This window comes from Chloroflexota bacterium, assembly GCA_026713825.1.
Taxonomy (GTDB): domain Bacteria; phylum Chloroflexota; class Dehalococcoidia; order Lucifugimonadales; family UBA1127; genus UBA1127.
Genome location: JAPONS010000014.1, coordinates 14,003 through 28,929 on the forward strand (window position 1 = coordinate 14,003; position 14,927 = coordinate 28,929).

General features: G+C 68.8%; 13 protein-coding genes. 8 read left to right on the top strand and 5 right to left on the bottom strand.

Going from position 1 to position 14,927, the window contains the following annotated elements:
• Positions 1 to 82: 82 nt before the first annotated feature.
• The 6 genes from OXC99_01895 to OXC99_01920 all read left to right on the top strand — a co-directional run bounded on the left by OXC99_01895 (position 83) and on the right by OXC99_01920 (position 7,178).
• Positions 83 to 1,519: an FAD-binding protein gene (locus tag OXC99_01895; protein ID MCY4623749.1), complete on the top strand. Its 1,437-nt coding sequence runs from the start codon at positions 83 to 85 to the stop codon at positions 1,517 to 1,519.
• Positions 1,512 to 2,882 (top strand): FAD-binding oxidoreductase, encoded by a 1,371-nt coding sequence (locus OXC99_01900; protein ID MCY4623750.1) that lies wholly within the window; start codon positions 1,512 to 1,514, stop codon positions 2,880 to 2,882. The genes OXC99_01895 and OXC99_01900 overlap by 8 nt, the downstream gene beginning before the upstream one ends.
• Complete coding sequence (locus OXC99_01905) at positions 2,883 to 4,235, top strand: heterodisulfide reductase-related iron-sulfur binding cluster (protein MCY4623751.1); 1,353 nt, start codon at positions 2,883 to 2,885, stop codon at positions 4,233 to 4,235.
• A 114-nt stretch (positions 4,236 to 4,349) separates the two neighbouring features.
• Positions 4,350 to 5,618 (top strand): redoxin domain-containing protein, encoded by a 1,269-nt coding sequence (locus tag OXC99_01910; protein ID MCY4623752.1) that lies wholly within the window; start codon positions 4,350 to 4,352, stop codon positions 5,616 to 5,618.
• 39 nt (positions 5,619 to 5,657) lie between these two features.
• Positions 5,658 to 6,593, top strand: coding sequence for a hypothetical protein (locus tag OXC99_01915; GenBank protein ID MCY4623753.1), 936 nt, complete (start codon positions 5,658 to 5,660; stop codon positions 6,591 to 6,593).
• A 36-nt stretch (positions 6,594 to 6,629) separates the two neighbouring features.
• On the top strand, positions 6,630 to 7,178 hold the full coding sequence (locus OXC99_01920; protein MCY4623754.1) for a hypothetical protein: 549 nt from the start codon (positions 6,630 to 6,632) through the stop codon (positions 7,176 to 7,178).
• A gap of 199 nt (positions 7,179 to 7,377) precedes the next feature.
• On the opposite strand, the gene OXC99_01925 is transcribed toward OXC99_01920, so the two are convergent.
• Complete coding sequence (locus OXC99_01925; protein MCY4623755.1) at positions 7,378 to 7,725, bottom strand: hypothetical protein; 348 nt, start codon at positions 7,723 to 7,725, stop codon at positions 7,378 to 7,380.
• Positions 7,726 to 7,873: 148 nt separating this feature from the next.
• On the opposite strand from OXC99_01925, the gene OXC99_01930 reads away from it, so the two are divergent.
• Positions 7,874 to 8,467: a GNAT family N-acetyltransferase gene (locus tag OXC99_01930; protein MCY4623756.1), complete on the top strand. Its 594-nt coding sequence runs from the start codon at positions 7,874 to 7,876 to the stop codon at positions 8,465 to 8,467.
• A 56-nt stretch (positions 8,468 to 8,523) separates the two neighbouring features.
• On the opposite strand, the gene OXC99_01935 is transcribed toward OXC99_01930, so the two are convergent.
• The 3 genes from OXC99_01935 to purL are packed head-to-tail and all read right to left on the bottom strand — an operon-like array spanning position 8,524 to position 12,250.
• Complete coding sequence (locus OXC99_01935) at positions 8,524 to 9,291, bottom strand: SUMF1/EgtB/PvdO family nonheme iron enzyme (GenBank protein MCY4623757.1); 768 nt, start codon at positions 9,289 to 9,291, stop codon at positions 8,524 to 8,526.
• Positions 9,292 to 9,299: 8 nt separating this feature from the next.
• Positions 9,300 to 9,998: a dihydrofolate reductase family protein gene (locus OXC99_01940; protein ID MCY4623758.1), complete on the bottom strand. Its 699-nt coding sequence runs from the start codon at positions 9,996 to 9,998 to the stop codon at positions 9,300 to 9,302.
• Positions 9,999 to 10,012: 14 nt separating this feature from the next.
• Positions 10,013 to 12,250, bottom strand: a complete 2,238-nt coding sequence (purL, locus tag OXC99_01945) for a phosphoribosylformylglycinamidine synthase subunit PurL (protein ID MCY4623759.1) — start codon at positions 12,248 to 12,250, stop codon at positions 10,013 to 10,015.
• Between the two features lie 354 nt (positions 12,251 to 12,604).
• Here purL and OXC99_01950 point away from each other — a divergent pair, with 354 nt between their 5' ends.
• On the top strand, positions 12,605 to 13,240 hold the full coding sequence (locus tag OXC99_01950) for a hypothetical protein (protein MCY4623760.1): 636 nt from the start codon (positions 12,605 to 12,607) through the stop codon (positions 13,238 to 13,240).
• A 116-nt stretch (positions 13,241 to 13,356) separates the two neighbouring features.
• Here OXC99_01950 and OXC99_01955 read toward each other — a convergent pair whose 3' ends face one another.
• Positions 13,357 to 14,766: a sigma 54-interacting transcriptional regulator gene (locus tag OXC99_01955; protein ID MCY4623761.1), complete on the bottom strand. Its 1,410-nt coding sequence runs from the start codon at positions 14,764 to 14,766 to the stop codon at positions 13,357 to 13,359.
• Positions 14,767 to 14,927: the final 161 nt, after the last annotated feature.

Sequence of the window (14,927 nt, forward strand, 5' to 3'; positions counted from 1 at the left end):
CTTCCCCCATACCCCCTCCCCTGCTATCCTGTGCATATTCTTGCCGCCCTCACGTTTGGGGGTATGGAGGCTTGTGGGCGCAATGGACGCGCTGGTACGGGAGCTGCAGCGGGCAGTGGGCAGCCGCTATGTGCTGTCGCGGCCGCAGGAGCTGCTGGTGTACGAGTATGACGGCGCCGTGGAGCGCGCGCTGCCGAGCGTCGTCGCGGTGCCCGGCAGCGCGGAGCAGGCCGCGCAGGTGGTGGGCATCGCGCGGCGGCACGGCGTGCCTGTGGTGCCGCGCGGGGCGGGCACGGGGCTCAGCGGCGGCGCGATACCCGTCTACGGCGGCGTCCTCATGCCCATGACGCGCCTCAACCGCGTGCTGGAGATCGACGTTGCGGAACGGACGGCCATTGTGGAGCCGGGCGTCGTGAACATCGACATCTCCAAGGCGGCCGAGCCCTACGGGCTGCGCTATGCGCCGGACCCGTCCAGCCAGAAGGCGTGCACCATTGGCGGCAACGTGGCCGAGAACGCGGGCGGGCCCCACTGCCTGGCCTACGGCGTGACCACCAACCACGTCATGGGCATGGAGATCGTGCTGGCCGACGGCTCGCCGGCATGGGTCGGCGGCCGAAGTCACGAATTGCCCGGCTACGACCTGCGCGGCGTGCTCATCGGCTCGGAGGGCACGCTGGCGGTGACGACGAAGGTGGCCGTGCGCCTGCAGCCCGTGCCGGAGGCCGTCACGACGATGCTGGCCATCTTCCAGGATGAGGATGACGCCAGCGCGGCCGTCTCGGCCATCGTCGGGGCGGGCATCGTGCCCGCGGCCATCGAGATGATGGACCGGCTGACCATCCAGGCCGTCGAGCCCGCCATCCACGCCGGGTACCCTCCGGACGCGGGAGCCGTGCTCCTCGTCGAGGTGGAGGGGCTGCGGGAGTCCGTCGCCGAGGAATCGGAGGAGGTGCAGCAGGTCTGCTACCGCCACGGCGCAACGGAGGTGCGGGTGGCGGATGACCCGACGCTGCGCGAGCGGCTGTGGGCCGGGCGCAAGACGGCGCTGGGCGCGCTGGGCCGGCTGGCGCCCAACTACTACCTGCTCGACGGCGTTGTGCCGCGCACCAGGATACTGGAGGCGCTGCGGCGCATCCGCGAGATCTCCGGCGAGTATGCCCTGCCCATCGCCAACGTCTTTCACGCGGGCGACGGCAACCTGCACCCGTGCATCCTCTTCGACGAGCGCATCGGCGACCAGCTCCGGCGCTCCAAGGAGGCGGGCGCCGCGGTGCTGCGCACCTGCGTCGACCTGGGCGGCGCGCTGTCCGGCGAGCACGGCGTTGGGCTGGAGAAGCAGGAGTACATGGACCTGTGCTTCTCCGACGCCGACCTGGACGCCATGGCGCGGCTGAACCCCGCTTTCGGCGCGGGCGACACCTTCAACCCGGGCAAGGTCTTCCCCACGGGCGCTTCCTGCGTGGAGCTCCTGCAGCACCCGGCCATTGCCCGGCTGGGAGCAGACGCCTTTGTCTAACGTCACCGCCGCCGACCTTCACCGCGCCCTGCAGGACGCCGGAGTCGCCGCGGGCGCGGACACCGCGCCGTACGCGCTAGCGGGCGCCGAGCCGCTGGCCGTCGCGCTGCCCGCCACCGTCGAGGAGCTGAGCGCGGCTGTGGCAGCGGCGTCGGGCCTTGGCGCGGCCGTCGTGCCGTGGGGCGGCGGGACGCGGCAGGGGCTGGGAGCGCCGCCTGCGAGCTACGACCTGGCGCTGGACCTGCGCGGGCTGGACCGCATCGTCGCGCACGAGCCCGCCGACCTCACGGTGACCGTGCAGGCGGGCTGCACCGCCGTCGCGCTGCGGGCCGCGTTGGGACGGGCATGGCAGTGGCTGCCGATGGACCCGCCGCTGCCCGACCGGGCGACCATTGGCGGGACGCTGGCGGCGGGCAGCGCGGGGCCGCTGGGCACGGGCTTCGGACTGCCGCGCGAGATGGTCATCGGCATGCGCGCCGTCCTGGCCGACGGCACGGTGGTCAAGAGCGGCGGCAACGTGGTCAAGAACGTCACGGGCTTCGCGCTGGACCGGCTGCACGTCGGCGGGCTGGGGACGCTGGGGATCATCGCGGAGGCCACGTTCAAGATCGTGCCGCTTCCGCAGAAGGAGGCCACCGTTATCGCGGCCTTCGCGTCCGCCGAGGCCGCCGCCGCCGCAAGCGCGGGGGTGGCATCCCTCGGCCTGCCGATGCTCTCCATCGAGCTGCTGAACGAGGCCGCCTGGGCCAAGGCAACCGAGGGGCTGTCCATCCTGCCTGAGCCGGTTTCAGCCGCCGCCGTCCAACCCGTCAATCCAGATGCCCAAGAAGGGCTGGGCGACGAGCGAACATGGCACCTTGTGGCCCGCGCGGCGGGGAGGCCCGTGTCGGTATCGCGCTCCGTCGACGCATGGGCGGCCGCCTGCCAGAGCCACGGCGGCGCCGCCGCGTGGTTGCAGGACGCGGAGAGCGCGGCGCTTGCCGGCAGCGTCGCCGACCTCGGTTGGCATGACGGGCCGCCGGACCTGGCCGTGCGCATCTCCGTACCGATGTCGCGGGGCGCCGCGGTGCTGGGCGTCCTCGCCGATGCGCGGCTGGCCGCATCGCTCAGCGTCACGCGGGGCGTGGTCCGGGCGGCGTGGGCCGGGGACGCTATGCCGGACGATGCCTCTTCGTATTTGAACGAGCTGCGGGAGCGCGTTGCCGGCCTTGGCGGCACGGTCGTCGTGGAATCGCGGACGCCCATCGACAGCGTCGACCCGTGGGGGCCGCCCGGCGACGGCTTTGAGGTCATGCGCGGGCTGAAGGAGCAGTATGACCCCCAGCGAATCCTCAACCCCGGCCGGTTCCTGGGAGGACTGTAAGTGGCGACCGGCGTTCGCGGCAAGGTGCTGGCGGCAGGGTTCATCGGGGCGGACGCGCCGCGGGAGGAGGACCTCTACCGGTGCGTCCACTGCGGGCTCTGCCTGAACGCGTGCCCCACCTACGTGGAGACAGGGCTTGAGACGGAATCGCCGCGGGGCCGCATTGCGCTGATGAAGGCGGTCTTCGAGGGCCGCGCGGGCGTCGAGGCGGGCGTAACGGAGCACTGGGACCTGTGCATCCAGTGCCGGGCGTGCGAGGCCGCGTGCCCCTCCGGCGTGCCCTACGGGCGGCTCATCGAGCAGGCGCAGGCGCAGATGCGGCCGCGCCGCCGCGGGTTGGCCGGCCGCTTCATCGCGTGGCTGGCGTACGGGCAGCTCCTGCCGAGCCCCGGCAGGATGCGGGCCATCGGCGGGCTGCTGCGGCTCTACCAACGCTCCGGGCTGCGGGCGGTGGTGCGGGCCACGCGCGTCCTGCGGCTTGTGCGGCCGCTGGGCGAGGCGGAGGCGTCGCTGCCGGACCTCTCGCAGCCGGCCTTCCGGGCGTCGGGGCAGGTTTTCCCCGCGCGGGGGGCCGTCCGGCATCGCGTCGGGCTGCTGTCCGGGTGCGTCATGCCGCTCTTCCATGGGCCGACCATGGAGGCGGCCGTCCGGGTGCTCACCCGCAACGGGTGCGAGGTGCACGTCCCAGCGGCGCAGGGGTGCTGCGGCTCGCTGAATCTGCACGGCGGCGACCTGGACGGGGGCCGCGCGATGGCCCGGCGCAACATCGACGCCTTCCTGGAGGCGGGCGTGGACGTGGTGGTCTCGGCGTCCGCGGGGTGCGGGGCGACGATGAAGGACTCGGCGCACCTCTTCCACGACGACCCCGCGTACGCGGCCAAGGCGGAGCGGTTCGGGGCGATGACGCAGGACATCACGGAGTTCCTGGCGTCGCTGCCCGTGGACGCGCCTCGGGTTGATGCGACGGCGGAGCCGGTGCGGGTCACGTACCAGGACTCGTGCCACCTTGTGCACGCGCAGCGGATCTCGGCGGCGCCGCGGACGCTGATGGCAGCGGTGCCGGGGCTGGAGCTGGTCGAGATGGCGCACTCGGACCGGTGCTGCGGCGCGGGGGGCAGCTACCAGTTGACGCAGCGCGAGATGTCCGGGCAGCTCCGGGCCCACAAGCTGGAGGAGGCTGCGGAGACGGGCGCGGAGACCATTGCGACGGCCAACCCCGGGTGCATGGTGCAGCTTTCGCTTGGGGCGCGGGAGGCGGGGCTGCCGGTGCGGGTGTGCCACGTCGTGGACCTGCTGGAGGAGGCGTACCGCCGGGAGGCCGACGCTGCGGCGGGCCAGAGCGCGAGCCGCTAACGGCCGGCGGTCTCCAATCGTTACATAATTCAAGAGGGCGCACTGCGGGTTGCCCCATGACGGCCCCGCGCGAAACACAATTCCATCTATAATGGAAAAAAGACAGGTGAAGTAATGCCGCATTCAGGATCGTCCCTCCCCGTCGTTCTGCGCCGCCCCCTGTGTGTGGCCGCGGTGCTCGTGGCGCTGGCGGCGCTGCTGGCGGCGGCGTGCGCGGGGGGCGACTCCACCGCGCAGCTGGTGCGCTCGACGCCGACGCCGGTGCCGGAGCCGACCATCGACCTGCCGACGCTGCCGACGCCGGCGCCCCTCGACGGCAGCTCGGAATTCGGGCCATTCCCGGGCGAGGTGGGCTCCCGCGCGGAGCCGCTGGCGCAGACGAACCCGGCCCACTTCATCAACACGGACGTATTCACTCTGGACGACCTGAAGGGCGAGGTGGTGCTCATCGACTTCTGGACGTACACGTGCGTGAACTGCATACGGACGTTCCCGTACCTGCAGGACTGGCACGAGAAGTACGGCGACATCGGCCTGAACATCGTCGGGGTGCACACGCCGGAGTTCGAGTTCGAGAAGGTGCGAGAGAACGTCGAGCAGGCGATGGAGGACTTCGACATCGACTGGCGGGTGGTGCAGGACAACGACTTCCTGACGTGGCGGGCCTTCAACAACCGGTTCTGGCCGGCCAAGTACCTGATCGACAAGGACGGGATCATCCAGTACACGCACTTTGGCGAGGGGGCGTACGTCGAGACGGAGTCGCTGATCCGCGACCTGCTGCTGGACGCGGGGGTGAACCTTGCGGGGATCCCGGCCAACACGCAGGAGGGGCCGGAATTCGACGAGCGGGCGTTCAACAGCGGCATCGACGGCAACCAGACGCGGGAGCTGTACGCGGGGCTGAACCCGCAGTTCTTCTCGCGGCAGCCGTACATCCTGCAGACGGAGCTGTACAGCAACCCCGCAGGCGGGCCCGTGGTGTTTGAGCTGCCGGAAACGCTGAACAACAACTTCCTCTACTTCCACGGGGTGTGGACGCCCACGCTGGAGCACATGCGGCACTCGCGTGAGACGGAGGACTTCGAGGACTTCGTGGCGCTGCGGTACAACGGCACCAGCGTGAACGTGGTGCTGGAGGCGGAGGACGAGCCGTACCGCGTCTACATCACCCAGGACGAGTCGCCGGTCCCCGAGGCCGACTGGGGCCGGGACATCCAGGCGGACGAGGAGGGCGACACCTTCGTGCTGGTGGAGAAGGACCGGATGTACCGGCTCATCGAGTCGCCGGAGTACAGCGGGCACGAGCTGCGGCTGACCTCCAACTCTGAGGACTTCATCGTCTTTGCGTTCACCTTTGGCAGCTACCCCACCGGGCCGTAGCCCGATGGGCATATCTCGTACACCTTCAGGAGGAAGGGCATGGTAAGCGCGACGCGTTTCCTGCTCATCGCAATAGCGATCGTTGCGGTACTGGCCGCGTGCAACGGCGGCGGCGGCGACGCGGCGAGCACGACGCCCGCGGAGCCCGCAGTCACCGAACCGGCTGCATCGGACGGCGGCCCGGAGGCGCTGAACGGCATCCTGGCGACGAAGGACCTGGGCGTGGGCGAGAACCGCATCTCCTTCCTGCTGACGAGCTCCCGCGCGCTGATCAAGACGCCCTCGGCGACGGTGACGTCGGTGAACCTGAGCGCGCCGGACAGCGTCGTGGAGACCTCGACGGCGGAGTTCTTCCTGTGGCCGTTCGGGTCGCGGGGCAACTACGTGACGGATCTGACCTTCGACCAGCCGGGGGAGTGGCGGCTGGACGTAGAGGTGACGCAAGAGGACGGGTCGCCCGGCAAGGCGCAGATCATGCTGAACATCGCCGAGCGCAGCCACACGCCCTCGGCCGGAGACGCGCCGCCGAGCGACGGGAACAAGACCGTCCGGGACGTCGAGTCGCTGTCGGAGCTGACGACGAGCTCGAGGCCGGACGCGGACATGTACCAGCAGACCATCGCGGAGGCGCTGGGCGAGGGGCAGCCGCTGGTGCTCGTGTTCGCGAGCCCGGCGCTGTGCACCAGCCCGACGTGCGGGCCGCAGGTGGAGACGGTGGAGGAGCTGAAGGACCAGTACAAGGGGCAGGCGGGCTTCATCCACGTCGAGGTGTACGACAACCCGGCGGATATCCAGGGCGACCTTGACCGGGCGCGGTACTCGCCGCTGGTGGAGGAGTGGGGGCTCTCGGCGCAGACGGGCTACTTGAACGAGTCGTGGGTCTTCATCTTCGACGCGGGCGGGAAGCTCACGTCGAAGTACCAGGGGTACGCGAGCATCGACGAGCTGACGAAGGGGCTGGACGCGGTCCTGTAGGGGCTCCAATTGTCCCGTCGCAGTGGAGCGGCAACGATGACTACACGGTCCGCACGCAAGAGCGACGAAGCGGTCTTCTCGGCCACCGGCAAGCGCTGGAGCGAGTGGTACGCCATCCTCGACGGGGAGGGCGCCGCGGGCATGAAGCACCCGCAGATTGCGCGGCTGGTGCAGGAACGGTACGGCGCCTCCGGCTGGTGGGCGCAATCGATCACCGTGGAGTACGAGCGCGAGCGCGGCCTGCGAGACGTCCACCAGACCCCCCGCGGCTACGAGGTCAGCGTGAGCCGGACCCTCTCGGCGTCCGCGGAGTCGCTGTTCGCCGTGTGGGCGGACGAAGGGCGCCGCCTCGAGTGGCTGGGCGCCGCGATGCGGGTCAGGAAGGCCAACCCCAACAGCGGCCTGCGACTGGACACGGGCAGCGTAGGCAGCGACCTGTCCGTCAGCCTCTACCCCAAGGGCGACTCGCGGTGCCAGGTAGTGGTCCAGCAGATCAAGCTCCCGGACCAGGCCGCGGTCGAGTCCCGGCGCGCCTTCTGGAAGGACGCGCTGGGTAGGCTCGAAGGGATGGCGAGTCCGCAGTAGCACGGCTGCTGCCAGGCTGGCAGCCCCTGCCGGGATTGCGGCGGGCCCTCGGGCGGCGCTCATGGACCCTTCTCCTCTCCATCTGTTTTGACATTCGTCGCGTTTTCCCCGTAGCTGCCGGGGAGGTTGTTTCCCCTCTGTTTTATATGGGATGTGTCGCAATTCAGCTTCAAGGCAAATTTTTTTGCTTTTTGGGGCCTCAGTCCTGGCGCGGGCGGGCACTGCGCGGCATTTTCTCAGCCCGAATCAGTCGCGCAATCAGCCGGGCGCCGCGCACAAGGAGTTCGGGATCCGCGCGGGGGTCAAGCAACAGGGCGGCGATCCTGACGCGCAGGTGGCTGAGCCCCGAGGAGAGCACCCCGGCGCGCTGGAGAGCGATGAGGCTGGTCCGCTGCCGCGGAGTCAGGGGCTTGTCGACAAGGCCGCGCTTGCGGGCGTTCTGGTTGCCGGGCTGCGCGCCGCGCTTGCGCCTCGGCGCGCCGGGAAGCCGGCCGAGGTATTCAGCCACGAGGTTCCGGTAGTAGGAGTCCCAGGCAGCGTCCTGCATGCTCGCGTCCCTCCGTGTGTGTGATGCAGATGAGGGTAGCGAGGGCGGCGGGTTTCGCGCGAGGGGCTTGTGTCAGGGTTGGGGGGATGGGTCTTGTACAATTCACGGGTGTGCAGCATTCACCCTACCCCACACAACCGAGGTGGCGATGATCATTCCTGACGGTTACAGCGATGTGCCGAGCGGCAAGACTGTGTCGGTCGTGACGCACCTGGAGATGTTTGAGCGGCCGCCGGCGCGGGCCGAGCGCTCGGAGGCTTCGTGGGCGCTTCGCAAGGTGGACGCGCCGGACCCAGGATGGTATCTCGCGCTGTTCCGGCGGATCGGCGAGGACTGGCTGTGGTTCTCGCGGCTGCAGCTGAGCGACGAGGAGCTGCGCGGCGTGCTCGGCAGTCCGCTGCACGAGACGTACGTGTTCGAGGCGCAGGGGCAGGGGGAAGGGCTGGTGGAGCTGGACTTCGGCGTTGAGGGGGAGTGCGATGTCAGCTTCTTCGGGCTGACGCCGGCGCTGGTCGGGTGCGGCGCGGGCCGGTGGATGATGAACCGCGCGCTGGAGCTGGCGTGGTCGCGGCCGATCCGGAGGCTGTCGCTGCACACGTGCACGCTCGACCATCCGGGCGCGCTGGGGTTCTACATGCGGTCGGGGTTTGTGCCGTACCGCCGGCAGGTCGAGGTTGCGGACGACCCTCGGGCGACGGGGTTGCTGCCGAGGACGGCGGCGCCGTGGGTGCCGGTGTTGTGAGGGGGGGTTCCCGCTGCTGCGGGACGGGCGCAGCGCGGGCCCACTGCGCTTCTATGTCAGAGGGCCGCTAGTACGAGACGCGCGCCTGTCCTCGAATGTTCCCAGGCGCCGTGTCGTCGAGCGCACCTTGCCAAATCACCCCCACCCTCCCAGTGACCGCCTCTGGTGACCCGGTACTTTCCAGGTCCACCAAGATCGTCGGTCACTGCGTTTCCACCCGGGTAGGGCTGGTAGAGATCGCTGGTCCATTCCTCCACGTTCCCTGCCATGTCGAGAACACCGTAGGGACTTGCACCAGCGGGGAACCTGTCAACAGGGGTGACCCCCCCACAGCCACCCTCGCGGGTGTTGCACCTTGCTGCATCGAATTCGTAGCCCCAGGGATATTCACGACCATCTGTGCCCCGAGCGGCTTTCTCCCACTGAGCCTCTGTCGGAAGGCTTACCTCATAGGCAGAAACTGCAGATAGCCAGTTGCAGAAGGCTTCCACTTCTTCGTAAGACACTCCTGCAACAGGATGATTCGGCTCAGCAGTGGACTCGGCCCAGATTGCCTGGAGCGTCGAGCCGGTTTGGTAGGCATACTCCGTCCAGAGTTGGGTCGTGATAGGGGTACGTGCTATGTAGAAGTCAGGCAGGTACACCTCACTGTTAGGGGTCTCTTTGAGAATCCATGCCGCTTGCACATCGGGGTACCGGGCCGTCACGGCAGATACTTCGCTTGGGTCGGTGCCCATAACGAAGGTCCCCGCAGGAACCAACACGAACTCGCAGCGTGTCTCGCCCACGGATACTTGGATTTCGTTGGGAGTATGCGAGCTCATGTCATCACTCAATTGCGCACTTTGTATTCCAAGAGCACGTAGGAGTCTTGCAGCGCGGTAGCCTGCACCAAGTCCAACGGCTTGATGTTGCTCAGTACTGCCGTGGTGTGCAGCGATTCGCCATCCATCGGTGTTGGGGTGTCCTTTCCCCCGATGAGTGCAGGGGCGACAACCAAAAGGATTCGGTCAACAAGCCCCGCTCTGACCAACGTGGCATTCAAGCTGCCACCCGATTGAATGGTCATGCGCGTAACGCCAAAGTCCTGCTTGAGCCGGTCGAACAGGTGGGTGAAGTCAATCTTGTCGTAGTGAAGCATGTGAAGGTTGCCGAGTGTCGCCCTGAGAGCCAGGGCAGGGTGTGCGGGGTTAGTTGTCACGACTAGAAGCTGTCGTCCCCTGTGGGCGAGATGCGAAGTCCCTTGCCCGGTGAGATGGGGCGCGGAGTCGACCACCACAAAGGAGACCGGTAGCTGCTCCGTGCAGTCTTGCTTCTGGTTGACTCCCGTCTTGGCAAGAGTCTTACCAGTGTTTAGTGAGAATTCGTCAGTCTCGATCTGCAAATCGTAGTACTGCTTCAGTCCTTGCCCAACGCCGGGGATGTTTGGGAAGTCGCGATCGACATCCATCTCGTCTGTACTACCGGTTGATGTCTTTCCATCGGCTGAAACGAGGAGAAATAGCGTTGTGTATGGTCTGGATCCGCTCATGAATGCGCCGTCCCTTACTCCCAGAGCAGCTGCCGCAGGGCTTGGCGCCATGCTTGCGACGCGTCAGCGAGGGGGAGGTTGAGGAGGCGGGCTATGCGGAGGGTGTTTCCCCCGGTGCGGCCCAAGCGGAGGACGGGGACTTTGTGGCGGGCGGCCAGGCGCCGGAGGGCGGTGGTTTTGGTTGGGGGGAGGGAGATGAGGATGCGGGACGGGGCCTCGCCGAAGAGGGCGGCGTCCCAACGGCCCTGGGGGCGGGCGGTGAGCGTGGCGCCGATGCCGCCGATGACGCAGGACTCGGCGAGGGCGACGGCGAGGCCGCCGTCGGAGCAGTCGTGGGCGGAGGAGAGGAGGCCGCGGCGGATGGCGTCGCGGGTGAGGCGCTGGACGCGGGCCTCGAGGTCCATGTCGAGGGACGGGCGACCGGCGACCGTGCCGTGGAGGGTTTCGAGGGCCTCGCTGCCGGCGAGCGTCGCGGGGTCGGCGTCGAGGGACGTCGCGCCGAGGAGCATGACTAAGTCGCCCTCGTCGCGGAAGCCCGCGCCGCAGTGTTTTGTGACGTCTTCCAGGAGGCCGAGGGCGCCGACGACGGGCGTGGGGTAGATGGCCTGTCCCACGCCCTCGTTATAGAGGCTGACGTTGCCGCTGACGACGGGGACGCCGAGGGCGCGACAGGCGTCGGCCATGCCCTTGATGCACTCCTCAAGCTGGTAGTAGACCTCCGGGCGCTCCGGGTTGCCGAAGTTGAGGCAGTCTGTGAGGGCGATGGGCTCCGCGCCGACACAGGAGACGTTGCGGCAGGCCTCGGCGACGGCGAGCTGGCCGCCGACGAAGGGGTCGAGCCACGCGAGGCGGCTGTTGCCGTCGGTGGCGGCGGCGATGCCGCGGCGGGTGGCGGGGCCGCCGTAGCCGTCGCGGAGGACGAGGACGGCGGCGTCGCCGCGTCCGGGGCCGACGACGGTGTTGGCCTGCACCTGCTGGTCGTACTGGCGGTAGACGCCGGAGCGGCTGGCGATGTTGGCGGAGCCGAGGAGGCGCAGGAGGGCCTCGGCGGGCGTCATATCGGGCAGCGGGAGGGCCGCGAGGTCGACACGCTGCGCGGCGGCGGTCTCGGCGGAGAGCGCGCCGGAGAGGCGGTAGCGGGGCGCGCCGACGAGGTGCTCGACGGGGACGTCGGCGTGCGGCTCGCCGGCGTCGTTGATGCGGACGGTGGCGTCGCCGGTGACGCTGCCGATGACGCTGGAGGTCAGGTCCCACTTGTCGAAGACGGCCTTCACGGCGTCCTCGAAGCCGGGGCGGACGAGGAGGAGCATGCGCTCCTGGGACTCGGACAGCATGACCTCGTAGGGGTTCATGGCGGACTCGCGGCGGGGCACCTGGGCAACGTCGAGGAGGAGGCCGCGGCCGCCCTTGCTGACGCACTCGACAGCGGCGCTGGTGAGGCCGGCCGCGCCGAGGTCCTGCATGCCGGCGATGCCCTCGGGGCACGTCTGCAGCGCCTCCAGGCAGGCCTCGATGAGCACCTTCTCGAGGAAGGGGTTGCCGACCTGCACGGTGGTGCGGAGCTCCTGCGTGTCCTCCAGCGTCTGCGAGGCGAGGCCGGACGCGCCGTGGATGCCGTCGCGGCCGGTGTCGGCGCCGACGAGGAGGAGGAGGTCGCCTGGGCCGGAGGGCTGCGCGCGGACGAGGTCCTGTGTGCGGACGAGGCCGACGCACATGGCGTTGACGAGGGGGTTGTCGTCGTAGCAGGGGGCGAAGGTGATCTCGCCGCCGACGTCGGGGACGCCGATGCAGTTGCCGTACCAGGAGATGCCCTCGACGACGCCGTGGAAGAGGCGGCGCGTGCGCGTGGAGGCGGCGGGGCCGAAGCGCAGAGAGTTCAGGAGCGCGATGGGGCGCGCGCCCATGGCGAGGATGTCGCGGACGATGCCGCCGACGCCGGTCGCGGCGCCCTGAAAGGGCTCGACGGCCGAGGGGTGGTTGTGGGACTCGATCTTGAAGACGACGGAGAGGCCGTCGCCGACGTCGACGACGCCGGCGTTCTCGGCGCCGGGGGAGACGAGGACGCGGGGGGAGTCGCTGGGGAAGAGGCCGAGGAGGGGGCGCGAGTGCTTGTAGGCGCAGTGCTCGCTCCAGAGCGCGCCGAAGAGGCCGAGCTCGAGCGCGTTGGGCTCGCGGTCGAGCTTGTCGACGATGGCGTCGTACTCCTGCTGGCTGAGGGCGATCTCCCTGAGGGTCTCGGGGTCGACGGGCACGAGTGACCTCCGGCGCGGGCGGGACGGATGGGCGGGGCAGTGCGCGGGTGCAGAATGACGGTAGCAACAGGGTGCGGGGCAGTCAAGTTGTGGCAGTATTGCCATTCACCCAGTTGCACTGTAATATCAAAACCCACAAATGGCGTAGCGTACGAGGGTTGACGCTTCCCCTTTTATGCGCTATTCTGCGCTGCGTTGTGTGGTACTCGTGTCCACACGGACAGTAGCGGAATGTTTAACGAGACTGGTCAGGTACGCAAATTGGAATATTCGGCAAGGAGGCTTGCGGTGCGCACACCTAGGATGTCCCGGCAGAGTATTGCCCCTCGGTTGCTTCTGAGCTTAACTCTGGCGTTGTCCCTCCTGTTCGCCACCGCGAGCAGCGTATTTGCCGACGGGCACGAAGGAACGTTGCCCGCCACGGGCGGCACGATTGAGTTTGCCAGCGGCGTCACCGTCAAGACGCCCGACGGCGCCAGCAGCAGCGACGTCACGGTGACCTACACGGCCCTTGAGGGTGACGATGTTCCCGGCGATGCGCCGGAAGGCATGCAGCTTGGGTCCCTGGTCTTCACGCTGGACACAGGCGGCGCGGTCTTCACCCAGCTGGCCGAGGTCACGGTCCCGTTCACCGATGAGGACCAGGCGGCTGCGGCAGGCGGCAGGGCTGACAACGTCACCGTTCTTTCCTGGGAACCGGTAAGCGGCACCTGGATCGACACCTTTGCGCTGCTGGACATCATCAACAACACGTTGACCGTCTCCAGCACGACGCTGGGCACCTACGCGGTGGTTGTCACACTGCCGGCGGATGGCGCGCCGACACCGACGCCCGAGATAACGATGACTCCTGACGTGCCCGTTGAGCCCACCCCGCCCCCGACCGGCGGCTTCGGGGTCAGCAACAGCCTGATGATGGGCCTGCTCCTGATGGGCGCGCTCTTCCTGATGGGCGGCGGCTACGTCCTGGTCCGCAACCGGAACCGGTAGTCTCGACAAGACTCGAAAGCAGAAGAGCCCCGCCACATGGCGGGGCTCTTCCTTTTTGGCTGCGCGCCCTCCGTGCAGAACGGCGCGCCCTTGCGACGGGGGCGCGGGGGAGGGGGCTAGGTGCGGTAGCGGAACTTGCCCTCTATGCGGTCTCGGTTGAGCTTGCGGTTGAGGTGCAGGCCGTCGAGGACGAACTCGGCGCCGGAGGCGAAGAGGGCCTCCTGCTTCCTGGGGTCTATGCCGAACTGTTGCACCATCGGCGCGAGGCCGCCCTCGCCGCCGAGGCGCTCGGCGTAGGCGAAGGAGGGCACCTCGCTGCCGGCCTCGACCTCGAGGCCCTCCTCGAAGCGGAGCTGGAGCTCGACGAAGTCGTTGGCGTCGAAGTGGCGGTTGAAGACGTTGAGCACGGCCTTCTTGGTGAGCTCGTCGACGACGCGGGCCTCGCGGCCGTCCTCGACGGTCTCGAGCTCCAGCTTGCCGAGGGTGGACGCGACGATGAAGGGGAGGTCGGAGACGCGCGGCACGGCCTGCGTCTCGTTGTAGCGGATGGCGCGGCGGAGGGCGCAGGCGGCGAGGGTCTCGTAGTTGGCGATGGAGACACGGACGGAGACGCCGGAGCGCTGGTTGATGTCGGCGCTGCGGCGGGCCAGGGACGTGAACTCGCCGATGATCTCTGCCATGAAATCGGGGACGACGACGGCCTCCTCAGTGTCGGCGAAGCGGGAGCGCTCCTGATCGACGATGGAGACCTCCTCCTCGACGGTCTTGGGGTAGTGGGTGCGGATGAGGGCGCCGTAGCGGTCCTTGAGCGGCGTGATGATGCGGCCGCGGTTGGTGTAGTCCTCCGGGTTGGCGCTGGCGACGACGTAGATGTCGAGGGGCAGGCGGACGCGGTGGCCGCGGATCTGGATGTCGCGCTCCTCCATGAGGTTGAAGAGGCCGACCTGGATGCGCTCGGCGAGGTCGGGGAGCTCGTTGATGCAGAAGATGCCGCGGTTGGCGCGGGGGATGAGGCCGAAGTGGATGGTGAGCTCGTCGGAGAGGTAGCGGCCCTCGGCGACCTTGATGGGGTCGATCTCGCCGATGAGGTCGGCGACGGAGATGTCGGGGGTGGCGAGCTTCTCCGCATAGCGCTGGTCGCGGGGGAGCCAGTCGATCTCGAGGCCGTCGCCCTCCTCGGCGAGGCGGGTGCGGCAGCCGAGGCAGATGGGGGCGTAGGGGTTGTCGTTGATCTCGCAGCCGCGGACGACGGGGGTCTCCTCATCGAGGAAGCCGACGAGGCTGCGGATGATGCGGGACTTGGCCTGGCCGCGCTCGCCGAGGAAGATGATGTCCTGGCCAGCGAGGACGGCGTTTTCGACCTGGGGGATGACGGTGTCCTCGTAGCCCATGACGCCGGGGAAGAGGGCGGCGCCGTCGCGCATGCGGGCCATCAGGTTCCGGCGGATCTCCTCGCGGACGGGCAGGACGCGGTGTCCTGACTTGCGGAGCTCGCCGAGGGTGGTCGCCTTCTGCGCGTCAGCCATGGATGCCTCCTGGAATGGTGCGTGGGACGTGTCCGGTTGAAAGGTGGTTCAGTCTTGCACCGGTAGGGGAGCGTGTCAACCGAGGGGGGGGGGGGGGGGGGGGGGGCCCCCGCCGCTCGGGCGGCGGGGAGCGGGGGCGCGGCGCGGGGGGGGGGGGGGCG